Below are 26,629 nucleotides of genomic sequence, written 5' to 3' on the forward strand. Positions count from 1 at the left end.
ATTTGAGAGAAGGCGATCGCATTTTGACATCAGGCACACCCGTCAAGTTTGAGTGAGTGGAAAGCAAGGTGGGACAAACTGCACGCAATGTACAGACAGATGATTGATGAGGCTCAAACAGCACTTGAAGCCGCCATTCTTTATTATCAGGGTGAGCCGATTGGCACAGTAGCCGCTCGCGATCCCGAAGCGGAGGCACTGAATTATGATCAGTGCTTTGTGCGTGATTTTGTCTCGTCTGCCCTAGTTTTCCTCATGCAAGGCAAGCCAGACATCGTTCGTAACTTTTTAGTAGCAGTGTTGGGGCTTCAGAGCCGCGAACGACGACTAGATTGCTTTCAGCCCGGACAAGGACTGCACCCTGCCAGCTTTAAAGTGGAAGTGCAGGCAGGGAAAGAATATCTGGTAGCTGACTTTGGGGAGCAGGCGATCGCCAGAGTTGCCCCGATTGATTCCTGCTTTTGGTGGTTAATTCTCCTGCGGGCTTATGTCAAAGCGACAGGTGATTTAGCCCTGGCTCACCGTGCCGACTTTCAGCAGGGCATTCAAATGATATTGCAGCTTTGTCTGGAAGCTCGATTTGACCTATTCCCTACGCTACTGGTGCCCGACGGATCATTCATGATTGACCGGCGTATGGGGGTGTATGGGCATCCGTTAGAAATTCAGGCACTCTTTTATGCCGCCTTGCGGACAGCCCGTGAACTGCTGTTACCAGACGCTACAGGCAAGACTTATCTAGAGGCAGCCGAGACTCGCCTCAGTCATCTCACCTATCATGTACGGAAATATTACTGGATTGACCTTCAGCGCTTAAACGAGATTTACCGCTATAAAGGTGAAGAATTTGGTGATATGGCTGTGAATCGATTCAATGTTTACCCAGATACCATTCCTTCCTGGCTGATTGAATGGCTCTCTGGCACCAGCGGCTATTTAGCAGGGAATCTTGGCCCAGGGCAAATTGACTTTCGCTTCTTTGGACTAGGTAACTTAATGTCTGTGATTGTTTCACTTGCTACTGGACAACAATCTCAGGCAATCGTGAATTTGATTGAACAACGCTGGCAAGATTTGATTGGATACATGCCGCTAAAAATTTGCTTTCCGGCAGTAGAAGGTCAGGATTGGAAAATCATAACGGGCTGCGATCCTAAGAACATTCCCTGGTCATATCACAACGGTGGCAGTTGGCCCGTTTTACTCTGGTTTCTAACTGCCGCAATGTTAAAGATGGGCAGAGACGATCTAGCTTATAAAGCATTAGAAATTGCTGAGAAACGCCTATTGCCTGATCAATGGCCCGAATACTATGACGGCAGAACTGGGAAACTAATTGGCAAGGAAGCCAGGAAATATCAGACCTGGACGATCGCCGCTTTTCTGGCTTCTAAAGCGTTGCTAGAAAATCCTAGTCACCTTGCTCTGATTAGTTTTAACGAAGATCTAGAAGTAGATGCTTGCCTAATTAAAGGTTCGCCTGTGAAAGGGACTCATTTTCCCAACGAGGTGATTTGATAAACTTCATAGCAAATTGCCCGATGAGACATCCGAATTTCTAGCCCCATGAGGAATATGCCTACTAGCAAAACGCCTGTGCCAATCAGAAACAATATCAATGCGATGGTTCCAATTGCTCCTGCTTTCAGTACGACAGATAGGGCGATCACAAACATAGTGAAGATAAAAATGGTGGTTGCACTGTAAGCTAACAACGCTGACCGTTGAATCAATCGATGACGGTGAATCAGGATAGGAAGCTGGCGATCGATCGCTTGCAGTCGTTCTAAGGTGAACGTGTTCCCGGTTTTCTCAGAGCGCACTAACTCAAACCGTTCGTGGGATAGCGCACGGATGCCTTGACCAACGCTGGCGTATCGTGCCAAAGCTCCATTTTGAAACAACATACAGGCTGTAATTAATACGACTGGAGCAATAATTAGTTGAATGGTTTGAGCAATATCCACCGCAGTCATCAGCACTGTTCACTTTTTGTTTAAAAACTTGAAGAATTTGCCAAATCGAGCTTGGGGTCAAAGACCCCAAAGAACACCGTTATCGTCATTCTATAACTTAGACCTGACCAAAAGTTGGGAGGCAACCTATCTTTAAGAGTAGGTCAAAACTGATGACTTTAATGATCAGAAACAGTCTCACCTATAAGTGACATTTAGCGATTAACTTTGTAAGCTGCTCAGGGGAGAATTACGATCAGCAAGCAAGATGATTGCAACCCTGCTAGAAACGACGAAAGTATCATGAATGTCATTTTTTTAGGTTAACTTTGATGTAATTTAAGTTTGAGTGTGATAGGGTCGTTCTATTCCTGAAGTATTCGTAATAGGCGTAAGCCATTCAATATTTCACAAATGAACCTTTAACTTCTCTAACTTACGTTGCATTTAAGCAAATCATAGGATTCAAATTCTTTGAGCTTTGCTTAATGCTTCATGAAAGCATTTCAAAAAGTTTTAACTCATCCGTTCATTCTTGATCGAATTAACAGCATCATTGGAGTAAGTATGAAACTGGAAGGCAAAGTTGCACTGGTTACGGGTAGCAGCCAAGGAATTGGACAGGCGATCGCCATTCGTCTCGCTCAAGAGGGAGCAAGCGTTGTGATCAACTATCGCTCCCATCCTGAAGGGGCAGAGGAAACCCTTTCAAAGGTAAAAGCAGCGGGTGGTGAATGTCATATGGTTGATGGCTTCACCGTTCAAGCCGATACGGGTATGGTTACTGATGTGCAGCGCATGATCGCAGATAGCATCGCTCACTTTGGTAAGTTAGACATCTTAGTCAACAATGCTGGAATTGAGAAGAATGCAGACTTTTGGAATGTGACCGAGGCAGATTACGATGCCGTAATGAATGTGAATTTGAAGGGCGTATTCTTTGCCACGCAGTCTTTCGCCAAACATGTGATGGAGGCAAAGCAACCGGGCAAAGTGATCAACATTAGCTCGGTTCACGAAGAATTGCCCTTTCCTCACTTTGCGGCTTACTGCGCCAGCAAGGGCGGCTTAAAAATGCTCACTCGCAACCTTGCGGTTGAGCTGGCTCCCTTCGGGATCACGATTAACAATGTGGCTCCAGGAGCGATCGAGACACCCATCAACACCAAACTATTAAACGATCCAGAAAAATTAGGCGCACTGCTGAGTAACATTCCGCTGGGGCGATTAGGCAAGCCGGGAGACGTTGCCTCGATTGTCACGTTTCTAGCATCAGCAGAATCTGATTATGTAACGGGCACCACTTTCTTTGTGGACGGTGGGTTGTTATGGAACTACCAGGAGCAGTAGTCATGACTCCAGAAGAAGTTCGCCTACAGCAAGATCGAGATCGGACTGCCTACTGGAAACGCTGGGGACCTTATCTCAGCGAGCGACAGTGGGGAACTGTGCGAGAAGATTACAGTCCCTATGGCTCAGCCTGGGATTACTTTTCACATGAACAGTCGCGATCGCGCACTTATCGCTGGGGTGAAGACGGCATTGCGGGCATCTCAGACAGTCGGCAGCGGTTATGTTTTGCGATCGCCCTTTGGAATGGTAATGATCCCATCTTAAAAGAGCGGCTATTTGGCTTAACGGGCAGTGAAGGAAATCACGGTGAGGATGTCAAAGAGTATTACTTTTACCTCGACAATACTCCTACCCATTCCTACATGAAGTGCCTGTATAAGTATCCACAGCAGGCATTTCCCTATGCTCAACTGGTGGAAGGAAACCGCAATAGAAGCAAAAATGAGCCAGAATTTGAGCTGCTAGATACTGAGATTTTTGCTGAAAATCGATACTTTGATGTGTTTGTAGAATATGCTAAAGCCTCACCTGAAGATATTTTGATTCAGGTGGCGATCGCCAATCGCGGCTCAGAAGCCCACACCTTACATCTCCTACCTACGCTTTGGTTTCGCAACACCTGGGACTGGGATTCAGAGAGTGAAAAACCGTTCATCAAAGTGGTGGACGAGAAAGAGTTTGCTGTGGTTGAAGCGGCTCATCCAACTTTGGGAACTCGCTGGCTTTACTGTGAAAGCGGTTCAGATTTGCTTTTTACGGATAATGAAACGAACTACGACCGGCTGTTTGGGGTGCCCAATAAATCACCTTATGTGAAAGACGGCATCAATGATTATGTGGCTCAGGGGCAGCAGGATGCCGTGAATAGCGATCGCATCGGCACCAAGTTTGCGGCTCACTATCAGCTATCAATTGCACCAGGAGAAACAAAGACGATTCGCCTACGTCTGAGTGATGTCGCGACGGTTGCTGAGCCGTTTGGGGCAGAATTCACCCATCTTTTTGATACGCGCAAACAGGAAGCCGATGAGTTTTATGGGCGAATTAATCCATTCCCCATGTCAGAGGATGAACGCAATATCCAGCGACAGGCGTTTGCAGGCTTACTGTGGAGCAAACAGTACTATCACTATGTGGTGCAAGACTGGCTCAATGGCGATTCTGGGCAGCCACAACCCCCACCTGAACGCAAAGCAGGACGAAACCGCGAGTGGAGCCACTTGTTCAGTGAAGACATTCTCTCGATGCCCGACAAATGGGAATATCCCTGGTTTGCCGCCTGGGATCTGGCATTTCACTTAATTCCGCTGGTGGTGATTGATCCCGATTTTGCCAAGATGCAACTCGATCGCCTGACTCGCGAATGGTACATGCAGCCCAACGGTCAGTTACCCGCCTACGAATGGGCATTTAGTGACGTGAATCCGCCTGTGCAAGCGTGGGCAGCGTTGCGGGTATATCAGATTGAGCAGAAATTTTATGGACGCAAAGATCGCCAGTTCCTCCAGCGAGTCTTTCACAAGCTGCTGCTCAACTTCACCTGGTGGGTTAATCGCAAAGACGTAGCAGGCAAAAATGTCTTTCAGGGTGGCTTCTTAGGGCTGGATAACATTGGAGTATTCGATCGCAGCAAAGAACTGCCTACAGGCGGCTATCTCAACCAGGCAGACGGCACCAGTTGGATGGGAATGTATTGCTTGAATATGCTGGCGATCGCCCTGGAACTGGCAAAGGAAGATAATTCTTACGAAGACATTGCCAGCAAATTCTTTGAACACTTTCTCTATATTGCTGACGCGATCGATGGCATTGGAGATGCCAATATTGCCTTGTGGAATGACGAGGATGGGTTCTACTACGACGCGCTGCAATTGCCGCATGGACAACAGTTGCCGCTCAAGGTGCGATCGATGGTGGGATTAATTCCCCTCTATGCTGTGACGGTTCTAGAGTTAGAAACATTAGAGCAATTTCCAGGTTTCAAAAAGCGGATGCAGTGGTTCATTCAGAATCGCCCAGACCTGAAAAACAACGTTGCCTGCATGGAAACTCCTGGTACAGGAGCTAGAAGACTATTGTCGATCGTGTACGGTGCTAAACTACGACGAATTTTGCAGCGAATGTTAGATGAAGATGAGTTTTTCAGTCCTCACGGCATTCGGGCGATTTCTAAATATCATCAGGAACATCCCTATGTGCTGGAATGTCCTGGTGAGAGCTACTATGTCCACTATGAACCGGCTGAATCAACAACTGGTTTATTTGGCGGCAACTCCAACTGGCGCGGCCCAATCTGGTTTCCAGTCAATTATCTAATTATTGAAGCGCTCTGGCAGTTTCACAGCTATTTTGGTGACCAGTTTAAGGTGGAGTGCCCAACAGGTTCAGGGCGGAAAATGACGCTACGGGAAGTGGCGATCGCCCTTTCTCACCGTTTAGTTGCCCTGTTTGAGCAAAATGAGTCGGGTCAACGTCCGCTCTATGGTGGCTTGGAGACTTTTCAATCCGATCCGCATTGGCGCAATTACATTCTGTTTCACGAATATTTTCACGGAGACAACGGTTCAGGGTTAGGAGCCAGTCACCAAACTGGATGGACAGGATTAGTGGCTGCTATGATCCTGCAGAATGCTGAACACCGGGCACAAGGAGGTTAAAGTGAACACACTTAAACAGCATTGGCCCGAATACTTAATGGAAGCGGCACTGCTAGGGCTGTTTATGATTTCTGCGGGAGTGTTTACAGTCATCTTTGAGCATCTCAACTCACCGATTCATCAAGCGATCGCCAATGCTGATTTGCGTCGATTCCTGATCGGTGTGGCAATGGGAATGACAGCGATCGCCCTAGTTTATTCTCCCTGGGGTAAACAATCTGGCGCACACATGAACCCCGCCGTCACACTCACCTTTTACCGACTGGGCAAAGTAAAACGACAGGATACTGCCTTCTACGTTCTATTTCAATGCTTGGGTGGATTGCTGGGGGTTTGCCTGGTCGCCTTGGCCTTCAGAAATGGATTTACGCAACCGCCCATCAACTACATCGTCACCATACCCGGAGCAATGGGCTGGATTGCCGCCCTGCTAGGTGAATTTGTGATTGCCTTCATTATGATGCTCACAGTCTTACTCACCAGCAACCACAAAAAACTCAGTCGCTATACAGGCATCTTTGCAGGATGCTTGGTAATGCTCTACGTCTTTCTAGAAGCCCCACTCTCCGGGTTTGGCATGAACCCCGCCCGTAGTTTTGCCTCTGCTTTTCCTGCCCAGGTTTGGACAGCATTTCCGCTCTATATTTTTGCTCCATTAATTGGCATGTTTTCTGCTAGTGAATTATATCTGTCTGTGTTTGGGCAACGGGCCGTCAAGTGCGCCAAACTCAATCACCATACCCACAAACGCTGTATTTTTCGCTGCAACTACAACCAGGAGGGTGAGGTTGACTTGAGCGATCGCCTCTCACTCCCCAAACCGTAGGTTGGGTGAACCAAAGCATAACCCAACATCCACAGAATCCACACATTAGCGAAATTCTACACGTTGAGTCTTGTTCCTTAACCCAACCTACATCTTTTAATTCCTCATCTCTAAAAGTAGCTTCTATGATCCCCAACACTCACTACGACCTCATCATTATCGGTACAGGTGCAGGAGGCGGCACACTCGTCCATCAGCTTGCCCCTACCGGAAAGAAGATTTTGATTTTGGAGCGTGGGAGCTTCTTACCGCGCGAAAAAGCTAACTGGAGTGCCAAAGAGGTTTATCAAAAAGAGCGATACCACACTGATGAAAAGTGGTACAACCTTGAGGGCAAATCCTTTCGTCCAGGTGTAGGGTATTGGGTTGGCGGTAACACCAAGGTTTACGGTGCGGCACTCCTGCGAATGCGAGAACGAGACTTTGATACAGTCACTCACCATGAGGGGGTTTCCTCTGCCTGGCCCTTAAAATATCAGGACTTCGAGTCCTATTACACGGAAGCAGAAAAACTCTACAACGTACATGGGTTGCAGGGTGAAGACCCGATTGAACCACCCATGAGTGAGGGCTATCCCCATCCCCCCGTGAGCCATGAGCCTAGGATGCAAGATATCAACGATGGTTTTCGGCATCAGGGCTTGCATCCCTTTCATTTGCCATTAGGAATCAAGCTGGATGAAACAAATCCAGACTTTAGTCCCTGCATTCGCTGCAATACCTGTGATGGCTTTCCCTGCCTAGTTCACGCTAAAGCCGATGCTGATGTGAATGCAGTGCGCCCGGCTCAACAGCACAGCAATGTCACTCTAGTAACCCAAGCCAAAGTGGTGCAACTGCACACCAGTGCGTCGGGACGAGAAGTGACTGGTGTAGAAGCAGAAATTGAGGGAAAATCACAGCTTTTCACCAGTGATATAGTCGTAGTTTCCTGTGGCGCAATTAACTCTGCGCTTTTACTGTTGCGTTCTGCCAATGATCGGCATCCCAATGGTTTGGCAAATCGCTCAGATCAGGTAGGACGCAACTTTATGAAGCATTTGGCAACGGCAATTCTGGCGCTTAGTTCCAAGCCAAACCCAGCCGTCTATCAAAAGACGATCGCCATTAACGACTTCTACTGGGGCGAACCAGATTTTCCTTATCCAATGGGGCAAGTCCAAAATACGGGCAATGTGCTGGGAGACATGATTCCGGCTGAAACACCTGCTGTATTAACACCGCTTGTTAAACTGGTTCCAGGCTTCGGGCTTGAACAAATTGCCAGCCATTCAACGGGTTGGTGGCTACAGTCCGAAGATTTACCTGATTCAGACAATCGGGTTCGGGTAATGGGTGACAAGGTCTGTTTAGAGTACAAACCCAACAATACAAAAGCGCACGATCGCCTGGTGCAGCGCTGGATCAAAGTGTTGGAAACCAATGATCACTCGATGCAGCCCTTTATCATTCCAATGGGCATTTATCCGCGCAATAGCATTCCCTTACAAGCGGTAGGGCATCAGTGCGGTACCTGTCGTTTAGGCGAAGATCCAACCACCTCAGTGCTTGACCTTAACTGTCGCACCCATGATGTATACAATCTCTATGTGGTAGATGGCAGTTTCTTTCCCTCAAATTCTGGTGTGAATCCCACATTGACAATTATCGCGAATGCGCTGCGAGTCGCGGATCACTTAAAAGATCGCATAAGTTCCCCGTAAGGGCGTAGCATTCGGTAGATAGACCTTGGAACAGACCAAGAAACTTTGCCCGAATGCTACGCCCCTACAATCTCTTGGGTTACACGTTAGCCTTTGAAAACATTCTCGTAGAGAACTCCTTCCGAGCTCACCTTAGGTAGTTGTGTTCCTTCAATCACTGGGATAATGACAAGATCAGCCAAGATACTTAAACGAGCTGTTCTCTCTTTTGGGGTGGCAGGGGCGATAGCCCTAACCGCTCCCAATCGCGCCATTTCCCAAAATCAGCCCCGTCAAACTCCATCAGTACCCATTGTCCTCACTCAAGCGACTGTCGCAGAGTCAACGGTTCAAGCGGTAGCCAGTGTAGGAATGACAGTATCAGACATGGAGAGCATCCTGGAGTTTTACACCGAAGTCTTACCCTTTCGCAAAATTTCAGATGTGGAAGTATGGGGCAGTGAGTATGAACAACTGCAAGGTATATTTGGGGTACGAATGCGAGTGGTGCAGTTACAGCTAGGCGATGAGGTAATTGAACTGACGGACTATCTCACCCCTGAGGGGCGACCGATTCCAACCGACTCGCGCAGCAACGACCATTGGTTTCAACATATTGCGATTGTCGTGAGCGATATGAATGAAGCATATCAACATCTGCGACAACACAACATTCAGCACGTTTCTACTGCTCCACAACGGCTACCCGATTACATTCCCGCCGCCGCAGGGATTGAGGCGTTTTATTTTCGCGATCCAGAAGGACACAATTTAGAAATTATTTACTATCCAGAGGGCAAGGGCAATCCTCGCTGGCAAGAATCTGGTAATGAGTTGTTTTTAGGAATTGACCATACGGCGATCGCCATCTCCAACACATCAGCCAGTCTCGCATTCTACCGTGATCTGCTAGGACTAACAGTTGCAGGCGAAAGTGAGAACTACGGCATGGAACAAGCCCATCTCAATCAAGTATTTGGGGCACATTTGCAAATCACTGGACTGCGGGCACCTTTGGGCATGGGCGTTGAATTTTTGGAATATCTCACGCCTTCTGATGGGCGATCGCTACCGAAGGATGCTCAGGCAAATGACCTGATAGGCTGGCAAACTACATTGGTAGTTGAAGATGTAGATGCAACGGCACAGCGAGTGCGATCAGGTGGCTATGATTTCGTCTCATCAAGTGTAATTCGGTTGCCGGATGATCAGCTAGGATTTCGCGAAGGCTTTTTAGTGCGCGATCCTGATGGTCACTTGATCCGAATTGTGGAGCAATAAGACTTTTACACATGAATATTGAATTTGGGCGAGAAATTTGCGGTACGCTGCCAACAGCCGAATCGCGAGAATGGCTAGTCACCAACGGTATTGGCGGATATGCCTCTGGTACAGTCGCAGGACTGTTGACCCGTCGCTATCATGGCTTACTCATGGCGGCATTGAATCCGCCATTAGGACGCACCCTACTCGTCACCAAACTGGATGAGACTGTTTACTACAACGAACAGTCTTATTCGCTTTTTACGAATCGTTGGGTAGGCGGTGCGGTCAGTCCGGTGGGATATTATCACATCGAGCGATTTTTTCTAGATGGGACGACTCCCGTTTGGCAGTTTGCCTTTAGCGATGTCCAACTTGAAAAGCGAGTCTGGATGCAGCCCGGAAGCAATACCACCTATGTGCAATACACGCTGAACCGCGCCACGCAACCGCTACAACTGACCCTACAAGCATTTGTTAACTACCGTGATTATCATGGCAGTACTCAAGGCAATAGCTGGCAAATGGGCGTTGCGGCGATCGCCCAAGGCATCCAAATCACTGCTTTTCCGGGTGCAGCTCCAGTTTATTTACTCAGCAATTCCGCCAGCGTCACTCCGGCTCATGAATGGTATTACAACTTTGATCTAGCGGCAGAACGCGATCGCGGATTAAGCGATCGAGAAGACCATCTCCATGCTGCAACCTTTGCTGTCACTCTCGATCTAGGGGCATCCGTCACAATCGTTGCCAGCACTGAGTCCGAACCCAGTTTGGAGGGTGAGAGCGCTGTTAAATTAAGAACAGCTCATGAGCAAAAGTTAATTCAACTGTTTGAAATTAGCCGTCCGATTCACGCGGAGAAAACTCCAGCCTGGATTCATCGACTGGTGTTAGCTGCCGATCAGTTTATTGTTGATCGCCAAGCGTATGCAGAGCACTCTCGCCCTTCACCCAATGATCCTGTGGGCAAAACTATTATTGCTGGCTATCACTGGTTTGGAGACTGGGGACGCGACACGATGATTAGTTTACCGGGACTGACGTTGTCTACAGGTCGCCCAGCAATCGCCCGGTCGATTCTTCACACCTTTGCCCAGTATGTCGATCAGGGAATGTTGCCTAATCGCTTTCCTGATGCCGGAGAAACCCCCGAATACAACGCGGTTGACGCGACGCTCTGGTACTTTGAAGCCATTCGCCAATACTATGGTGCAACGGAAGACGATGACTTGTTGCGCGACCTGTTTCCTGTGTTGGCAGACGTAATCGACTGGCACTGTCGCGGCACTCGTTACAACATTCACCTGGATGCGGTAGATGGCTTGCTCTATGCCGGAACAGCAGGCGTGCAGTTAACCTGGATGGATGCCAAAGTTGGCGATCAGGTGATTACCCCTCGGATTGGCAAACCGATTGAGATCAACGCGCTCTGGTATAATGCTCTTCGTACTATGGCAAAGTTTGCGCGACAGATTGGTAAACCCCATCAGGAGTATGAGGCGATCGCCGATCGCACCCTAGCCCAATTCTCTCGTTTTTGGAATGAAGCAAAGGGTTATTGTTACGACGTAATTGATACGCCCGATGGAGATGATGACTCTCTGCGACCGAATCAAATCTTTGCCGTATCGTTACCTCAAAGCCCACTCACACCATTTCAGCAGCAGCGAGTGGTGGATGTCTGTGGGCAAAAGCTGCTCACTTCTCATGGGTTGCGATCGCTCTCTCCTGATCATCCTGACTATGCAGGACGCTACGTTGGGAATGGAGCCGAACGCGATCACATTTACCATCAGGGAACCGTTTGGGGTTGGCTACTCGGTGCCTTTGCCCTGGCACATCTGCGAGTCTACAACAATCCTACACAGGCGCAAAAGCTCCTAGAACCGATGGCAAATCACCTTACCACACACGGACTAGGAAACCTCAGCGAAATTTTTGATGGTGATGCTCCCATGACTGCGAAAGGCTGCATTGCCCAAGCCTGGACAGTCGCAGAAACTTTGCGAGCCTGGTTAGCGGTTAAGAATTAGAAGATAACTTTATGTTTGATCAGTTTGATTGCTGACACGACCAGCAGAAATAACCCACAGCACAGTGCCGCAACTAGGTTTTCTCCTATTCTTGACGAGAAGATAATGATAAATCCTTGATCTTTAATTAACGCTGAAAAACTTGAAACGCAAAACGGCATCAGATAGAGCCTGAACGTTTGCCAGTAATCCCATTTACCATGACTCGGCTTTCCAGATGAGACGCTTAACAATAGAGCCGTTCCAATCACAGCGCTGATGCCAATTGCGTTAATCCAGATCTTAGGTGAGGGATCAAAGTAGAAATAAACAATGGCAACATACCAAATCAAGTAGCACCAAAGAATAGCTTTATTTAACTTGATCTTATAGAAATACTGAATTAGCCCTTTCATATCTCTTCAGCACTTTTCTAGCTTCCCAATCTGGCAAATGAGTGTTCAAAAATGTAGCGTGACAGCCGTTTCTATCGAAATCGGTTGATATCCTGCATCTCCCGGCGACACCACAGAGATAAAAACGAGTGGTTCATCTCCATCGTTGAACACACCATGTACGCAGCCCACTGGAGCAACAACAACATCTCCAGCGGCGATCGCCTTCATCGTTCCCGCCTTGTCCAGATAATATTTGCCGCTTCCCTCTAAAATAGTCCAGGTATCCTGCCCGTTAGGATGAAGGTGTGGAGAAATTTCCTGTCCTGGTTTAACGTACCAGGCAACCACAACCGCATCCTGAGATTCTGTGATCACTGAGCGGATCGGTTCCCCATCTGCTGGTTGAAGAAACTGAGAACTGTTGAATATTCTAGTGATACTCATCTTTGCTCTCTACCTTGCTAGGAATGGGGCAGATTCACCAACATAGTGCTGGTTTTCCCAGATATTTCTACAATACGGAATCCGTTTCGTAAAGAAGCAATATTTGGTGTACGGGCGAAGCATTCGGCAAAAGAATTGTGCTTTAGTGGTAGGGACTGTGACCGAATGCTCCGCCCCTACCGATGCCGCTACTCTACAGACAGATTTGGTATAGGACGATTATTTCACTGAATACCCTAAAACATTGTTTCATTAGTAACCTTTGGACAATCGAGATGGCTCAAACCCGTGTTCCAGCTAAGCGTTCTGCCCAAGTTTCGTTTTGATCTAAGGATAGAACGACCCTTTGGTAAAACTCATCTTTGAGATCGAGGACGAGGTAGTGGCGATCGCCCGTCACATACCAAAACTCTCTGCCGCGATCGCTGTAATAGGTGCCTGCCGCAAATAAACCAGGAATTGCAGTTCCAGGCATTCTATACTGCAACCGAGAAGAGGGTTTCTCGGTTGAAACTTGCTCGATGTGAGCAAGAGGAATCTCAAAGGCGTAGTTAAACTGTAGCGCTAACAGTTTTTCTAGAAAGGTTAGGTTTATTTTGAGGCGATCGCCTTCTATTTGTAAATTCATTTAAGCCTCCTCATCCCCAATTCCAACGTCTTCTGGAGTGTGCCTAGAGTTAGCTTTTCGCGCAAAGCGCGAAAAGCTAACTCTTAAAGAGAACCTAAGTCTCCAACATTTGCAGGCGATACAGGCTGGCATAGAGTCCGCCTTGTTCCAGCAATTCTTCATGGCTGCCCGATTCCACCAGTCGCCCTTGCTTCAGAACTAAGATGCGATCGACCTTGCGAATCGTTGAGAGGCGGTGAGCAATAATGATTGCAGTTCGCCCAATCAACAGTTTATCTAAAGCCTGCTGAATCATCGCTTCTGTCCCTACATCCAGGTTAGCTGTCGCTTCGTCTAACACCAGGATGGGAGGATTACGGATTGCCGCCCGCGCAAATGCTAAAAGCTGCTTTTGTCCGCCCGACAGGTTTGTACCCCGCTCCCGCAGCAACGTATCGTACCCCTCAGGTAGTTGCTCGATGAAGCTGGCGACGTTAGTCTGCTCCGCTGCGGCTTTGATTTGCTTGATCGAGTAGGTTTCTCCCAAAGCAATGTTGCCCTTAACATCACCCGCAAATAGAAAACCATCCTGCAAAATCACAGCCATGCGGCGACGCAACTCTCCCTGAGGCATGTCTCGCACATCAACATTGTCGAGTAAAATTTGTCCTCGATTGATTTCATAGAGACGGCAAAGCAGGCGAATGATTGAGCTTTTTCCTGCTCCTGTTGGTCCGACCAGCGCTACTTTTTCACCAGGACGAATGACGAAGTCTAAGTCTCGCAAGACATATTCATCTGGCTTGTAGCCAAACCAAACGTGGTTAAAGCAGATTTCGCCAGGAACGGTCGAAGAAGGAGGAAGGATCAGGGATGAGGGACGAAGGGAAAGGTCTTCGGGAGCGATTTTGGTGCGAGGGGAGCGAGGGGATGAGTCAGTGGAAAGGGTAGGGGTTTCGGGATCACGAATTTCGATCGGTTCGTTGAGGATGTCGCTAACTCGCTCTAGGGCAGTGAAGCCTGCCTGGATAGCGGTAAACCGTTCGGCAAACTGACGCAGCGGGTTAAATAGGCGTTGGGCAAACAAGATGAAGGTTGCTAGAGCGCCCAGAGATAGGTTGTCTTGCAGGACGAGTAAGCTGCCCAGCCAGAGCACTCCCCCGATCGCCACCAGCGCAATCCACTCTAGTGTGGCTGAGACGGCAGAGTCATAGAAAATAGTTTTGTCAACTTCGGTGATGTAGCGTTGGTTGACGGTGCGAAACAGTTCGGAGTTAAACTGCTCTCGCCGAAAAAGCTGAACCACCCCAATGCCGACAATGTTTTCTTGCAGGGTAGAGTTGAGCGCAGATAGTTCTTCTCGCGCTTTGTAATTGGCAACACGAAACTGATGCTGAAAGAAAATCATCAAACCTGTCACTGGGATCAGCATCAACACCAGCATCAGAGCAAGCTGCCACTGCAAGGTAAACATGATGACGCTGATCACCAGCATCGAGAACAGATCGCTGATGATGCCGACCGCCCCAGTCGAAAACACATCTCCTAGCGCATCTACGTCACTGGTGAGGCGTGTAATCAGGCGACCTACGGGGGTGCGGTCAAAAAATCGGGCTGCAAGGGAGGTGACGTGATAAAACAAGTCATCTCGAATCGCTGCTGTGATCCGCTGTCCCACCTTCTGGATCAGGTAGCCCTGCACGCCGTCTAACGTTAACCGAACGGCGATCGTCAGCATCAGCAAAACGACCAGAATGTTAAGTCCCTGAGAGAGCGATCGCCCTTCTAGAAACCAGGTCACAGGTTCTTCGCGCAGCAGAGAAATCGCCTGCCCCACCAGAATGGGCTGAACGGCTTCTGCTAAGGAAAGTGGTACGAGGAAGGTGAGGGCGAGCGCCAACAGCCGCTTATTTTGCAACGCATAGGGAACTAGCCGCAGCAATAGCCGCCAGTCTGTTTCTTGAATTCGTCTGCCCCGAGCCTCTGTTGTTGTGCTGGTCATGCCAACCCCTGAACGTCAACCGCGTTGCTCAAAGCCACGCATCCCAACTGTAACGCAGGAGACTTTTTATTTGATACTGGCGTTCTACTGACTCAGCCAAAATCTACGCCCTTACAGGGACGCGCGCTTCTTCTCAGACTGGCTAAGCTGGAGCCAGCGTGGCAGCTCTAATCTGCTCGATTCGCTCCTGTAAGCCATCCTGATTGAGCCGATAGCTGAGGGGATGGGCAATCAGACGGGCTGTACTGTCAAATAGGCGATCGATTTCAGTCAGGTTATTCTCCTTCAGCGTTCGCCCAGTTGCAACCAAATCAACGATCGCCTCTGACATTCCGGTAATTGGACCCAGCTCGACCGAGCCATAAAGTGGCACAATTTCTACGGGCAAGTCCAGGCTTTGAAAATATTCGTAGGCACAGCGGACAAACTTAGACGCGACCCGACTGTGGGGCGGCAGATCCAACGCCGAACGATAGGAACTGGCAGCATTTACCGCAACCGACATCCGGCACAGCCCAAATCTTAAATCTGCCAGATGGGCCACTTGAGGCTGCTTTTCACGCAAAATGTCATAGCCTACAATTCCCAACTGCGCCTGACCATATTCCACATAGACGGGTACGTCATAGTTTCGTACTAGCAGCGCTTTAGCCGTGTGGCTGGCATCCCAGACCTCTAGCTGGCGATTGGAAGAATCTAGCAGAATGCTAAAATCCAATCCCACTTCTTTCAACAACCGAACGCTGTCTCCCAACAGCCCACCTTTGGGCATTGCAATAGTCAACATAGAACCAAAATAGGAATTAGGGTTTGGGCAAGAGCCATCTTGATAGAGCGTATCATCAAGCAAATCCCCTCTACCATTTTTGGCGATCGCTTTTATCCGCAGACTTGCATCAAGTTAGTTTGTCGCCAAGTAATCATCTAATTTCTCAATGCACTCTGGCAAATTTCTACGTCCTAATCCAATCCGAAAGTTTTGCCTCCCATAATCAAAATAGGGACTGGGTAAAAGTAGAACTCTTTGCTGATTAACTAAATCAACGCAAAACTCTTCCACATCCTCTGCTCGCTTCAAACTTGGAAAGGCGGTCGATTTTCCCTTGGGTGCTGCCCAATTGAAAAAGTCGGCATGCTTCGCCAAGAAGCGATCGCATGTTTCAATTCCAATTGTTTGATAAGTTTGTGCGATCGCCTGCCGTAGTTCTGGGCTTCCTTGCGTTTCTGTATAGCCTTTTCTGGTTAAGTTGACAGTATCCTATTGATTAGTTTTGTAGGTTTAGCAACATAAACCAAAAATAGGTGATGAAACAAAATCCGCTGGTTTTCACTCGATCAGTATTATTATGGGCAAGCCTTGGCATCATTTGCGGCTTATTTGCCTCTATCTATTGGATTATCTTGTCGGGAATGATTCAATTCTTTGCCCCAATCAATGGGCTGTCTCTATTGTTTGTAATGCCATTAGCGGGCTTGCTGATTGGCTTGGTGATTGCTCGATTAGGAAACCCAGGTGAAATTGGACTCATCATTGACAACATTCACCTGAACAAAGGACGACTGGCAACCCGCGAAAATCCTTCCATGATTTTATCCTCCCTGATCAGCATTGCCAGCGGCGGAAGCGCAGGGCCAGAATCACCGATGGTGCAAGTGACAGGTTCGGTTGGGACATGGCTCGCCGATCGCTTTCAGCTTAAGGGAGAGGCACTTAGAAGCCTCAGTATTGCGGGTATGGCATCTGGCTTCACGGTCTTATTTGGTGCGCCCTTGGGCGGAACGTTTTTTGCCTTAGAAATCCTGCATCATCATCATGTTGTCGAGTATTACGAAGCAATTTTGCCTGCAATCGTTGCCAGTTGTGCCAGCTATACAATCTTTGCAGCCATCACTCAGCTTGGCATCGGTCCAATCTGGCACTTTCCTCAATACAACATTGACAACATCGACGATTTTGCTCAAGCAATGCTGTATGGAATTGTGGGAGCAGTCGTAGGCTGGTTCTTTATCATTGTGTTTCGCAAATGTGAGTACTTGTTTGAGAGACTGCGTGGGCCTATCTACTTACGCACTACTCTGGCAGGGTTAGGGCTTGGCATCCTAGCAATGGGGTTTCCGTTAACTCGCTATTTTGGTGAATACCAACTCGAAGAAATTGTCGAAGGAACCTTTACCACGACATTTCTTTTACAATTAGCAGCAGCCAAAATACTGGCGATTTGCATTACAGTCACCGGAGGCTGGCGGGGCGGAATTATTATTCCCCTATTTTTCACGGGAGCTTGTTTAGGAAAGGCGATCGCTCTTGTTTATCCTGAATCTAACGCCGCTCTAGCCATGATTTGTCTCATGGCGTCTCTCAATGTAACAGTCACTCGTACTCCAATCAGTACGACGCTACTGCTCTCAAAGTTGACAGGCTTCAGCACGCTCACGCCAATTCTCTTTGCTAGCATGGTTGGTTTTTTCCTGGCTCCTCGCATTCCTTTTATCGCATCTCAGCTCAAAGCAAATGAGCCTATCAAAGAAGCCGATTAAGGGTTCTGTTAATACTGTCAACTTAACTGCTAAACAGTTCTATCACTTATAGAGTCATTCACAAGAAGAGATCACATGGACAATAGTTTTCAATTCACGCAGCACCGTAGGATTGAGGTGAGTACTTAGCCGCGCAGATAGTTAGAAATTTGTCTCACACTGAAGGGTTTCGCCAAAAGATAACACCAGCAATGAGCAAGAGAACTATCGACACTGCATCAAAGTAAATGATCCGTTGAATTCCCTGCGTTAACTCTGGTGTAGTGATACATAGTCCAATGAAAGCAAGTTTGCTGACTACAGCAGCAGTAATAACCATCATTCGCAAATGATGGAGGAATGCTCCGTAAACTAAGGCAGCACCGAGTACCCCCAGCATGACCTGACGATGCCTGACTAGCAGCAAGGTGGCATCATCTTCAAAAGTAACATTGTACAAAGATGTAATTCCAGTTGGATTTAATGCAGTAATGGCTGGAGAAGCTGTAATCACACCCATGACTACTAAGATTGCGATCGCTGCATTTCGACCTAGTTTAGACATTCAAGTTTCTACTGAAAGCAGTTCCATAGAGGATACGGTGCCTTTGATGTAAAACTCGGCTACCCTCCATAAGTTGTCCATTTTACTGGTTGAAGCGTAATACCTGCTGAATCGTGTTAAGTCGCCGTCTTTGATCCTGCTCTAGCCACGCGATGTCGTTGTCAAATCCAGGCGCTTCGAGTTCTCCAGTCACAGGGTCATGGTAGGAGTAAATCCGAGCGCATAACAGTGCCTCCTCTAGCTGACTGCCTCGCTGACATTGCTTGAAGTTTTCTACAAAGTCAGCTCCGGCTTGGGGTGCCTGGTTCCATAGATCGACTGCTTGTACCAGGATTTCAGGCTCTAACGTTATGCCTTCTCGTTGAGCATCTTGAAGAATGTGAGGAATGACTTCGTTCTGGATGTGGTGAATTGCGGCTTGGTCGGCTGCCTCTGGTGATGCTGCTTCCATCTGCCAGGCAAAGGTGCCTTGATTGATTACTCCATTGCCTGAATCAATATGGCTGCTCCAACTTTCAGTTTGCTCACCCTCTATGGTTCGAGTTCCTTCAGCGACACCTATGGCGATCGCTCCAACACTATCAGCATGGGCAAACAGTTCATGAGCTTCTGCTCTGAGGTCAGGAATTGGAACCGAGGAAACAGAATGGCTGCTGTCACTTTGAACGTGGGGTGTCACGTCTTGAAAAGTTAGCTTGTAAGCAACTGCCAGTATCACCAGAGTCGCTGCACCAATTAGTGCTCTAATCCTTTTAAAGCGCGCTGTTGTGGCAGTTCGACGATAGCGGCGCGATCGCGGGTGACACCTCTGTCGCGATGGATCTACAATGCGCTCGGTGCGCTTTCTCACTCTGCACATACGCTCTCGACCCCAGTATTGCTCTGGGACTTGAGTCTGGTGCAGCGGGTTGGCTGTGTATACTTGTTGTGGCAAAATATCGTTACTACGCGTCAGCAATTTTTTCTTGTCTCGCAGAGCGAAACTACAAATTAATCATTGCTTTCCAGGTCTGAAAGCCGACAATTCCATCTGCTGGAAGGTTTGCCTGCTTTTGAAACTGCTCAACAGCTGCATCTGTTTCACTACCAAAGATGCCGTCAATAGCTCCATTATAAAGTCCAGTCTGTTTCAGGAAGCGCTGGACATCAGCAACAGGCTGTCCTGTTTCACCACGCCGTAGCACAGGTGCTGCATCTGTTGCAGCGTAGTTGCTTAAGGGATGACCCGCTTGCATGAGCAACTGTGGCTCAACCTGTGGGGCTTCTGCTCGGACAGATAAACTAGCTACAAGCAATAGACTACAAGCAGAAAGACCGATCAAAGCTGAATTTAGCATGTCGTTCTCCTTCTTCAAGGTTGCTCTTTTGAGTGTGAAGAGACAGCAGTTAGACCTCACTACCGCCACTCATAAAACTTCACACGTCCTTAGGTCACACGACTTTAGGACTACGGTGTATCTTACTACACATTTATCGAAGGAAATTCTACCTATTGGGGGGTTTTTGATTTGCACCTGTAGCAGGACGGTTTTAAGGTTCAGGGGCAATTTTTATGATTATTTCTCAGCACTTTAGCAACAGAAACGTAAGCTTTTGAGGCATTTGATGTAAAAAAGCTACATGGGAGAGCAAGCGGAAGATGCAACAGCCGTGGGGGTTGTGTCGCAAATAATTTGTGGAGACAAACGGCTCCTGCATGAATCAAGAGGTATATGCCAATTCATCGTTGAGTAAGGCAGCAACCAGGTTCACGCGCAAGCCAAACTGTTTTCTGCGGTTGCGATAACGTCTTGCAAAGATGCGAAAGGTTTTGAAGCCACAGTTTCAGGAGTTCCTACAGCAACGATTTCACCACCGCGATCGCCCTTCCAACCTAATCACACTCCTTCCCGTTCATGCCAAAATTTAGACAAGAGAAATGTGATTAGAATTTTTAGAATATTGGAAAGTTAATCTACTGTGTTCAAACTTACCCGAGTAGTCTTTTGAACTACTCCACGAATCTCTAAGATTACTGAAGCAAGCTTAGAACCTACTCGACTAGTGTTTGAACCTACTCCGCGAGTGTTTTGAACTATTTGACTAGTATTTGAGAGTGCTCGACTAATGTTTGAGACGGTTCAACGAGTGTTTTGAACTACTCGACTAGTACTTAAGACTGTTCAACGAGTGTTCGAACTTACTCCGTGAATGCTTTGGGTTACTCAAGTAGTACTTAAGAGTGTTCGGCGAATGTCTAAGAGTGCTCAGCAAATGTTTTGAACTACTCGATTAGTACTCGATCGCCCTTTACCTATGCTGTGCTTGAACATGCGGCTGTTAGTTTACCGCTTGGTTGGAGCGATTGCTTTTTGTGAGGGGCGATCGCCCCTCACCCTTACTCGTCCTCTTCAGCCTGAAATAAATCAGTTGCTTTGCTGCCGAGTAATCCAAAAATCGCGCCGATACCCATGTTCCAGGTGGTGTTGCAGTTTTCAAATACGCGGGTTTGCTGAGGTGACAAGTTATCTTTGGTAGATAACCAGATGGAGGCTCCACCAGAGAGAAGCGTGAAGCAGACGACTGTGAAGAAGACTTGCTGAAATGCGGGCGTAATTTTGAAAGGGTTCATGATGGTTACTACCTTGAAGAGAATGTCTCAATCCTAGAGATCAGAAGTCTGAAGTTCAGTCTGAGGAAGGTTTGTGAGTGCTGCAAGTTTGGTTTACGTTCAGTATTCGTTTGATCTGAGATCGCTAGAATGAACGCAATGTTTGTGGTGAAACCATGGCAGAGCGATCGCTTGGCGGTTGTCTCATAAAGCCCTTGGTAGGTTCGGTTACTGTAGATTGCAGACTCAAGCCCAGATTGAATGCCGCGAACTTTGAGAATTCTTGTATGCTCATTGCGGATTTTCTTCCCTTTGATTCAAGCTTCTAACCGCTCTAAACCCTTCTTATCATTAGTTCTCTCTGCAATGCTACTAGCCAGAGTAATGTCAGCATCTAAATAACGAATGACTGAACTAGCTGCGGATTTATCAACAGTCATTAAGCGTTGTACCATGTATTTAAACCTCCAAGGGAACTGCAAAAACATTTAGTCGTACAGAACGAGTTATAATGGAGGAATGGAAATCATCCCTCCATTTATCGTCTGGATCAAGGGACTTGAACCCTTACGGCAGGAGTGACAGCTCCATTTCCCCCTTATTGCGAGTAAGGTGCGGCTACCAATTACGCCAGAACCAGTCACGAAAACCATAACTTCAAAGGCGGATAGGCGGCGGTCTATCCGCCTTTGGTTTATTAGTCATTATTTTGTCCTTCCTGAAGTTCAATAATCTTTTCGTACAGAGTGAACCACTTGCCTTGCTTCTCATCACTCCAATCAGGATTGAATTCTGGAAGTGCGGGAAGTTTTGATAACCGAAGTCGGAGCATCTTTTCTTTCCATTCCATTGATTGACTCATGGAAACTTCTTTGGAAGGGCGATCACCTTTTTTGTTTGAAGCTTCTTGTACATTCATGACTTGTGATACCTGTAATTGATCCTCGTCAAACTGGCTTTGCTCAATGTTTTCACCATTGCCCAGATCCAATAGCGGTACTGCGTTTATAGCATCCCCATCCGTAATCACTTTAAGCTGCGATTCTATTTCCTCTCGTGAGATATCAGGAGTCAAATGGTAGTAAAATTCAGTGCCACGTTTTTTGCGTGTTAGAGCCTCACGATCCATCATCCTTTTAAGTAAGCGATGAATACTCTGAGGTTTTTCTCCTAATTCCAGCGATATTTGATTCATTGTGGTGCCATCGGAATCAGAAGCCATCAACAAAATTTTCAGATACTTTTCCCAAGTAGTTCTGCGTACCGTCTTTAGAATTGAAATCAATGGGTCGTCGTTGCCATTTAACCCTCGCGCTTCCATCTGCCTTCCTCCTTCCACAGCTTGCAGCAGTCGCACAACAAAGGGTTGTTCATTCGCCTGCAATTACTGATATTAGTGATGATTAAAAGATACGAAATTCTCTCCTTCAATCTCTATCAAAGGACAATAAATCACACCATAAATTCAGTTAAGTGTTAGCTTGATTGTTTAAGTACAGAGTTGAAGGAAGGATACATCGATTCCACCTTTAAACATTAGCATAGCTTTTCAAAGTGCGATCGCCTTATTCTAAAGAAATTGTCATGCAGCCTCCTAGAGCGATCGCACACCGTAAATGAGTGGACACAAAGAACGATTCTTTATATAGGAAACTTAGAAAAAGCAGGACCCACGCATCTTTTTAAGAGCGATCGCATTCAGAAGTATTGTTTTTCCAAATCAGATAGTACGCGGTGTACGGAGTACATTGATGTCCAAATTTGTAATTGGACAGAAACTGACTGTCTCGCATTATCTTTAGGTTTAGGGGATCTGCCTAGCTTAGGCGATCGCTCTTTTGAGAGGCGATCGCCTAAGCTCTCTACTCTTCCTCCTTGGCTTGAAATAAATCAGTTGCGTAGATACCGAGTAATCCTAAAATTGTGCCAACAGCTACAAGAAGCATAAGTAGAAGGTAGACCTATCCCTGAACCCATATATCGACATGCAATTTATCAAGCTGCTCTGTAGCTTGACATCTCTACACTTGGCGTTCAATTATTCGTCGTCAGTTATCAAAACACGACCAGATTCGATTATTCTTCTTGCGTTAAATACGTGGACCGGCAGCCTGTAGGGATGCAGCATTCGGACAAGAATTCTCAGTCTAGTCTAGGGTTTACCTACCGAATGCTACGCCCTTGCAGAGAACACATATAGAACAGATAGAACAGCAGGATGTTAATTGAGTTGAAGTTTTAGTTCGATTGTCTCAGATCTGTAGAGTTGATTTGAGTTTTTGGAGGATGGCGAATATCTTTAGGGCGTAGCATTCGGGCGGGAGTTTTCTGTTTATTTTCGAGGGTGTCTGCCGAATGCCGCGCCCCTGCGGGTTGCCGGTTATAGGTTATTTGAGCATCCTCTCACTATTCTTCTGCTTCTGCTGGCATGGGTGGATGTTGAGCCAGGACTTGTTTGAGATATTGACCTGTGTAAGAGCGATCGCACTCTGCCACAGCTTCAGGAGTTCCCACTGCAACAATTTCACCGCCGCGATCGCCCCCTTCTGGACCTAGATCAATTACCCAGTCGGAGCAACGAATTACATCTAAGTTGTGTTCGATCACCAGGACAGAGTTGCCTTTGTCTACCAGGCGTTGCAACACGTCTAGCAGTTTGTGGACATCGTAAAAAGAGAGTCCGGTGGTCGGTTCGTCAATTAGGTAAAGAGTTTTTCCGGTGGCGCGACGGGAGAGTTCGGTTGCCAGTTTGAGACGCTGTGCTTCACCGCCTGAGAGGGTAGGAGCAGTTTGCCCAAGGCGGACGTAGCCTAGACCAACATCCACCATTGTTTGCAGACGAGCCGCAGCTTTGGGGATGTTTTGGAAAAAGTCAAGGGCTTCGTCGGCAGTCATGTTGAGCGCATCGGAGATGGACTTGCCTTTGTACTTCACCTGGAGTGTTTCCCGGTTATAGCGTGCGCCTTTGCAGACTTCACACTGGACATACACATCAGGTAAGAAATTCATCTCGATCACGTTGACACCCTGACCACCGCAGGCTTCACAGCGACCACCTTTGACGTTAAAGGAGAATTGCCCCGGTTTGTAACCTCTGGCTTTTGCCTCAATCGTTTCGGCATACAGATCGCGAATTACATCAAACACACCTGTGTAAGTGGCAGGGTTAGAACGAGGAGTGCGACCAATGGGGGACTGGTCAATCACGATCGCCTTATCCAAAGAACTCAACCCCGTTAGTTCTTTCATCTCTTTGGGCTGGGGAATTTTGCGCCCAAAGTGATGCTGAATTGCAGGATACAGCAACTCATTTATCAGTGTTGATTTGCCGGAGCCAGATACACCCGTGACGCAAACTAGCTTACCTAACGGAATTTCAACACTGACAGTCTTCAGGTTGTTGCGGTGAGCATTTCTGATTTTGAGCGATCGCCCATTTCCCTTCCGTCGTTCGGCTGGTGTTTGGATGAGGCTGCGTCCCGACAGATAAGCACCCGTGAGGGAATCTGGCGCTTTCAGCAAATCTTCTAGCGATCCCTCAGAGACAATGCTGCCACCATGCACACCTGCACCGGGGCCAATGTCTACCAGGTAATCGGCAGCACGAATCGTTTCCTCGTCGTGTTCGACCACAATCAGCGTGTTACCCAGGTCGCGCAGACGGGTGAGGGTGCGGAGCAAGCGACCATTATCGCGCTGGTGCAGTCCAATGCTGGGTTCATCAAGGACATAGAGGACTCCCGTTAGACCGGAGCCGATTTGGGTTGCCAGTCGAATTCGCTGCGCTTCTCCGCCAGAGAGGGTCATGGCGGTGCGGTCGAGGGTAAGGTAATCAAGTCCAACATCCAGCAAGAACTGCAGACGGGCTTTGATCTCGCGCAGCACCAGATCGCCGATTTGGGCTTGGCGATCGCTCAATTCCAGTCCATTAATTCGACTCAGGGAATCGCGAATAGCAACGCTGGTTAGGTCTTTGATGCGGCATTGCCCCAACCGCACCGACAGCGCTTCAGGTTTGAGGCGATCGCCCTTACAGACTTCGCAGGGTTGCTCAACCAGATATTGCTCTAGCTTTTGCTTGTAAACCTCTGAAGTAGATTCGCGATACTGCCGTTCTAGCATCGGCAACACGCCCTCATAGCGGCGCTGATAGCCTTTGCCTTCCTGGTAGCGGGAATCGGACTCAATATGAATCTTCTCCTCAGAACCATGCAAGATTACGTGCTGCTGGTCGGGCGTAAGCTGATTCCACGGGGATTGGATCTCGAAGCCAAAGGCTTTACCGACACTAAAGAGCAGCGAAAAGTAATAAGTATTGTCTTTGTCAGACCAGGGGGCGATCGCCGCATACACAGGCAAAGCGGGATCGGGCACCACCAGTTCGGCAGAAAAGGTGCGAAGCGTGCCTAAGCCATGACAGTTGGGGCAAGCTCCGTAGGGCGAGTTAAAGGAGAATAGGCGGGGCGACAGTTCCTCCATTACCGCTCCGTGTTCTGGGCAGGCAAAGTTTTCGGAAAAGACTAGCTCAACGGGCTGATCGTCCTCGTCTGAGTCGTCAATTTCCGGTTGAGGTGCGGGGCCACCGTATTTGCCGCCTAGCTCAGCAGCGATCGCCAACTGTCCCGGTGCGATCGGGATCACGTTCGAGCCTTCGCCCGATTTTGCTGTAGATTTATCCGAGCGATCGCCCTTTGATTCCTTCAGTAGGTCAATAATGGCGATGCCACCGGAGCGGCGCAGACAGGTGCCCAGCGAATCAACCAGGCGTTCCTGAATGTTGTCTCGCTTGACCAGGCGATCGACCACAATTTCGATATTGTGAAACTGGTTTTTGTCCAGCTCAATTGAGTCGCTCAGTTCTCGCACTTCGCCATCCACTCGAACTCGCACAAATCCTTCTGAAGCGAGGCTTGAAAGCAGTTTTTTGTGCGTTCCCTTTTTACCGCGCACGACAGGCGCAAGAATCTGGAATCGAGTCCGGTCAGGCAATGCCAGAACGCGATCGCTCATCTGATCGATCGTTTGCGGCACAATGGAGCGATCGCAATGGGGACAGTGCGGTTCCCCGGCTCGCCCATACAGTAGCCGCAGATAGTCGTAGATTTCCGTCACCGTGCCCACGGTCGAGCGGGGGTTGTGGGAGGTAGACTTCTGGTCGATCGAGATTGCTGGACTTAAACCCTCGATCGCATCGACATCAGGCTTATCGACCTGTCCTAGAAACTGTCTGGCGTAGGCGCTGAGCGATTCGACATAGCGACGCTGCCCTTCAGCAAAAATTGTGTCAAAGGCTAAGGAGGACTTGCCTGAACCCGAAACACCCGTGAAGACGATGAGGCGATCGCGGGGCAGTTCCAGGTCAATATTTTTCAGGTTGTGCTGTCGCGCTCCCCGAATCCGAATCGTATTTTGCGGGTTATGCAAATTGACTGGAGGGTTAGGGCGATCGCCATCCACAGGATGTCCATTCTGTTCTTTAATCTGGGACCTTGAAGCCTTGGCACGAGTAGGCATAGAGGCAAACTTCTTGCGCTTCCACCGAAAATATGGAAATAGTTCTTAATAATCTTACCGCTAACTCTTGGGGAGTCGCAGGAAAGACCCACGCAAGGCATAGGATTATTAGCCTCCTATATTACCTCGACTTGCCACATTAGTACATGCGTTTTAGATGCCAGTAGATCTTTGGGCGCAGAAGCAGGCAAAGCACAAAAAGCAGAAGCTTAAGCCGATAAAACCGCTTCTGCTCTCTGCC

At 48.1% G+C, this 26,629-nt stretch carries 21 protein-coding genes, 1 tRNA gene and 1 pseudogene; 8 read left to right on the plus strand and 15 right to left on the minus strand.

Annotated elements, in window-relative coordinates:
• Positions 1 to 87: 87 nt before the first annotated feature.
• The gene (locus H6F93_RS30575) at positions 88 to 1,518 is read left to right on the plus strand and encodes a glycoside hydrolase 100 family protein (RefSeq protein WP_242043708.1); all 1,431 of its coding nucleotides are present in this window, start codon (positions 88 to 90) and stop codon (positions 1,516 to 1,518) included.
• On the opposite strand, the gene H6F93_RS30580 is transcribed toward H6F93_RS30575, so the two are convergent.
• Positions 1,494 to 1,976 (minus strand): DUF2721 domain-containing protein, encoded by a 483-nt coding sequence (locus tag H6F93_RS30580; protein ID WP_190646584.1) that lies wholly within the window; start codon positions 1,974 to 1,976, stop codon positions 1,494 to 1,496. The two genes, H6F93_RS30575 and H6F93_RS30580, sit on opposite strands and share 25 nt — an antisense overlap.
• Before the next feature lie 474 nt (positions 1,977 to 2,450).
• Between H6F93_RS30580 and H6F93_RS30585 the strand changes: the two genes are divergently transcribed.
• From H6F93_RS30585 to glgX, 6 genes are all read left to right on the plus strand, one after another.
• Positions 2,451 to 3,305, plus strand: coding sequence for a glucose 1-dehydrogenase (locus H6F93_RS30585; RefSeq protein ID WP_242043709.1), 855 nt, complete (start codon positions 2,451 to 2,453; stop codon positions 3,303 to 3,305).
• A 2-nt stretch (positions 3,306 to 3,307) separates the two neighbouring features.
• On the plus strand, positions 3,308 to 5,965 hold the full coding sequence (locus tag H6F93_RS30590) for an MGH1-like glycoside hydrolase domain-containing protein (protein WP_190689392.1): 2,658 nt from the start codon (positions 3,308 to 3,310) through the stop codon (positions 5,963 to 5,965).
• Position 5,966: 1 nt separating this feature from the next.
• Complete coding sequence (locus H6F93_RS30595) at positions 5,967 to 6,791, plus strand: MIP/aquaporin family protein (protein ID WP_347277383.1); 825 nt, start codon at positions 5,967 to 5,969, stop codon at positions 6,789 to 6,791.
• Between the two features lie 125 nt (positions 6,792 to 6,916).
• Positions 6,917 to 8,494: a GMC oxidoreductase gene (locus tag H6F93_RS30600; RefSeq protein WP_190689395.1), complete on the plus strand. Its 1,578-nt coding sequence runs from the start codon at positions 6,917 to 6,919 to the stop codon at positions 8,492 to 8,494.
• Between the two features lie 165 nt (positions 8,495 to 8,659).
• Positions 8,660 to 9,754 carry a VOC family protein gene (locus H6F93_RS30605; protein WP_190689397.1) on the plus strand — a complete coding sequence of 365 codons (1,095 nt, stop codon included), beginning with the start codon at positions 8,660 to 8,662 and terminating at the stop codon, positions 9,752 to 9,754.
• Positions 9,755 to 9,765: 11 nt separating this feature from the next.
• Positions 9,766 to 11,772: a glycogen debranching enzyme GlgX gene (glgX, locus tag H6F93_RS30610; RefSeq protein WP_190689401.1), complete on the plus strand. Its 2,007-nt coding sequence runs from the start codon at positions 9,766 to 9,768 to the stop codon at positions 11,770 to 11,772.
• On the opposite strand, the gene H6F93_RS30615 is transcribed toward glgX, so the two are convergent.
• From H6F93_RS30615 to hisG, 5 genes are all read right to left on the minus strand, one after another.
• Positions 11,769 to 12,167 carry a hypothetical protein gene (locus tag H6F93_RS30615; protein ID WP_190689404.1) on the minus strand — a complete coding sequence of 133 codons (399 nt, stop codon included), beginning with the start codon at positions 12,165 to 12,167 and terminating at the stop codon, positions 11,769 to 11,771. The genes glgX and H6F93_RS30615 overlap by 4 nt on opposite strands.
• A 45-nt stretch (positions 12,168 to 12,212) precedes the next feature.
• Entirely contained in the window at positions 12,213 to 12,593 is a 381-nt protein-coding gene (locus tag H6F93_RS30620; RefSeq protein WP_190689406.1) for a cupin domain-containing protein, read from the minus strand.
• Between the two features lie 280 nt (positions 12,594 to 12,873).
• Entirely contained in the window at positions 12,874 to 13,221 is a 348-nt protein-coding gene (locus H6F93_RS30625; RefSeq protein ID WP_190689409.1) for a hypothetical protein, read from the minus strand.
• A gap of 94 nt (positions 13,222 to 13,315) precedes the next feature.
• Complete coding sequence (locus tag H6F93_RS30630; RefSeq protein WP_190689412.1) at positions 13,316 to 15,202, minus strand: ABC transporter ATP-binding protein; 1,887 nt, start codon at positions 15,200 to 15,202, stop codon at positions 13,316 to 13,318.
• Positions 15,203 to 15,344: 142 nt separating this feature from the next.
• Positions 15,345 to 15,989 carry an ATP phosphoribosyltransferase gene (gene hisG, locus H6F93_RS30635; RefSeq protein WP_190689416.1) on the minus strand — a complete coding sequence of 215 codons (645 nt, stop codon included), beginning with the start codon at positions 15,987 to 15,989 and terminating at the stop codon, positions 15,345 to 15,347.
• Between the two features lie 518 nt (positions 15,990 to 16,507).
• On the opposite strand from hisG, the gene H6F93_RS30640 reads away from it, so the two are divergent.
• Positions 16,508 to 17,740, plus strand: a complete 1,233-nt coding sequence (locus H6F93_RS30640; RefSeq protein ID WP_190689419.1) for a chloride channel protein — start codon at positions 16,508 to 16,510, stop codon at positions 17,738 to 17,740.
• A gap of 154 nt (positions 17,741 to 17,894) precedes the next feature.
• On the opposite strand, the gene H6F93_RS30645 is transcribed toward H6F93_RS30640, so the two are convergent.
• The 9 genes and pseudogenes from H6F93_RS30645 to uvrA all read right to left on the minus strand — a co-directional run bounded on the left by H6F93_RS30645 (position 17,895) and on the right by uvrA (position 26,388).
• Positions 17,895 to 18,284 (minus strand): hypothetical protein, encoded by a 390-nt coding sequence (locus H6F93_RS30645; RefSeq protein ID WP_190689422.1) that lies wholly within the window; start codon positions 18,282 to 18,284, stop codon positions 17,895 to 17,897.
• An 82-nt stretch (positions 18,285 to 18,366) separates the two neighbouring features.
• On the minus strand, positions 18,367 to 19,242 hold the full coding sequence (locus H6F93_RS30650; protein ID WP_190689427.1) for a hypothetical protein: 876 nt from the start codon (positions 19,240 to 19,242) through the stop codon (positions 18,367 to 18,369).
• Between the two features lie 25 nt (positions 19,243 to 19,267).
• Complete coding sequence (locus H6F93_RS30655; RefSeq protein WP_190689430.1) at positions 19,268 to 19,621, minus strand: peptidoglycan-binding domain-containing protein; 354 nt, start codon at positions 19,619 to 19,621, stop codon at positions 19,268 to 19,270.
• 364 nt (positions 19,622 to 19,985) lie between these two features.
• Positions 19,986 to 20,108, minus strand: a pseudogene (locus tag H6F93_RS30660) (IS5/IS1182 family transposase); the annotation flags it as partial.
• 553 nt (positions 20,109 to 20,661) lie between these two features.
• Positions 20,662 to 20,895, minus strand: coding sequence for a hypothetical protein (locus H6F93_RS30665; protein ID WP_190689433.1), 234 nt, complete (start codon positions 20,893 to 20,895; stop codon positions 20,662 to 20,664).
• A 296-nt stretch (positions 20,896 to 21,191) separates the two neighbouring features.
• Entirely contained in the window at positions 21,192 to 21,329 is a 138-nt protein-coding gene (locus H6F93_RS30670) for a hypothetical protein (RefSeq protein ID WP_190689436.1), read from the minus strand.
• A gap of 89 nt (positions 21,330 to 21,418) precedes the next feature.
• A tRNA-Ala gene (locus H6F93_RS30675) sits at positions 21,419 to 21,514 on the minus strand.
• Between the two features lie 57 nt (positions 21,515 to 21,571).
• Positions 21,572 to 22,258 (minus strand): ArsR/SmtB family transcription factor, encoded by a 687-nt coding sequence (locus H6F93_RS30680; protein ID WP_190689439.1) that lies wholly within the window; start codon positions 22,256 to 22,258, stop codon positions 21,572 to 21,574.
• 1,022 nt (positions 22,259 to 23,280) lie between these two features.
• A complete protein-coding gene (gene uvrA, locus H6F93_RS30685) occupies positions 23,281 to 26,388 on the minus strand; it encodes an excinuclease ABC subunit UvrA (RefSeq protein ID WP_190689442.1) in 3,108 nt (1,035 codons plus the stop codon).
• Positions 26,389 to 26,629: the final 241 nt, after the last annotated feature.

Source organism: Leptolyngbya sp. FACHB-671, from assembly GCF_014695745.1.
Taxonomy (GTDB): domain Bacteria; phylum Cyanobacteriota; class Cyanobacteriia; order Elainellales; family Elainellaceae; genus JAAUTN01.

Bases quoted from the DNA above. Each gene is read 5' to 3' on its own strand.
- H6F93_RS30605 (WP_190689397.1), top strand. From the start codon at position 8,660: ATGACAAGATCAGCCAAGATACTTAAACGAGCTGTTCTCTCTTTTGGG.
- H6F93_RS30590 (WP_190689392.1), top strand. From the start codon at position 3,308: ATGACTCCAGAAGAAGTTCGCCTACAGCAAGATCGAGATCGGACTGCC.
- H6F93_RS30585 (WP_242043709.1), top strand. From the start codon at position 2,451: ATGAAAGCATTTCAAAAAGTTTTAACTCATCCGTTCATTCTTGATCGA.
- H6F93_RS30580 (WP_190646584.1), bottom strand. From the start codon at position 1,976: ATGACTGCGGTGGATATTGCTCAAACCATTCAACTAATTATTGCTCCA.
- H6F93_RS30630 (WP_190689412.1), bottom strand. From the start codon at position 15,202: ATGACCAGCACAACAACAGAGGCTCGGGGCAGACGAATTCAAGAAACA.
- hisG (WP_190689416.1), bottom strand. From the start codon at position 15,989: ATGTTGACTATTGCAATGCCCAAAGGTGGGCTGTTGGGAGACAGCGTT.
- H6F93_RS30645 (WP_190689422.1), bottom strand. From the start codon at position 18,284: ATGTCTAAACTAGGTCGAAATGCAGCGATCGCAATCTTAGTAGTCATG.
- H6F93_RS30640 (WP_190689419.1), top strand. From the start codon at position 16,508: ATGAAACAAAATCCGCTGGTTTTCACTCGATCAGTATTATTATGGGCA.
- H6F93_RS30615 (WP_190689404.1), bottom strand. From the start codon at position 12,167: ATGAAAGGGCTAATTCAGTATTTCTATAAGATCAAGTTAAATAAAGCT.
- H6F93_RS30575 (WP_242043708.1), top strand. From the start codon at position 88: ATGTACAGACAGATGATTGATGAGGCTCAAACAGCACTTGAAGCCGCC.
- H6F93_RS30625 (WP_190689409.1), bottom strand. From the start codon at position 13,221: ATGAATTTACAAATAGAAGGCGATCGCCTCAAAATAAACCTAACCTTT.
- glgX (WP_190689401.1), top strand. From the start codon at position 9,766: ATGAATATTGAATTTGGGCGAGAAATTTGCGGTACGCTGCCAACAGCC.
- H6F93_RS30665 (WP_190689433.1), bottom strand. From the start codon at position 20,895: ATGAACCCTTTCAAAATTACGCCCGCATTTCAGCAAGTCTTCTTCACA.
- uvrA (WP_190689442.1), bottom strand. From the start codon at position 26,388: ATGCCTACTCGTGCCAAGGCTTCAAGGTCCCAGATTAAAGAACAGAAT.
- H6F93_RS30620 (WP_190689406.1), bottom strand. From the start codon at position 12,593: ATGAGTATCACTAGAATATTCAACAGTTCTCAGTTTCTTCAACCAGCA.
- H6F93_RS30670 (WP_190689436.1), bottom strand. From the start codon at position 21,329: ATGGTACAACGCTTAATGACTGTTGATAAATCCGCAGCTAGTTCAGTC.
- H6F93_RS30600 (WP_190689395.1), top strand. From the start codon at position 6,917: ATGATCCCCAACACTCACTACGACCTCATCATTATCGGTACAGGTGCA.
- H6F93_RS30655 (WP_190689430.1), bottom strand. From the start codon at position 19,621: ATGCTAAATTCAGCTTTGATCGGTCTTTCTGCTTGTAGTCTATTGCTT.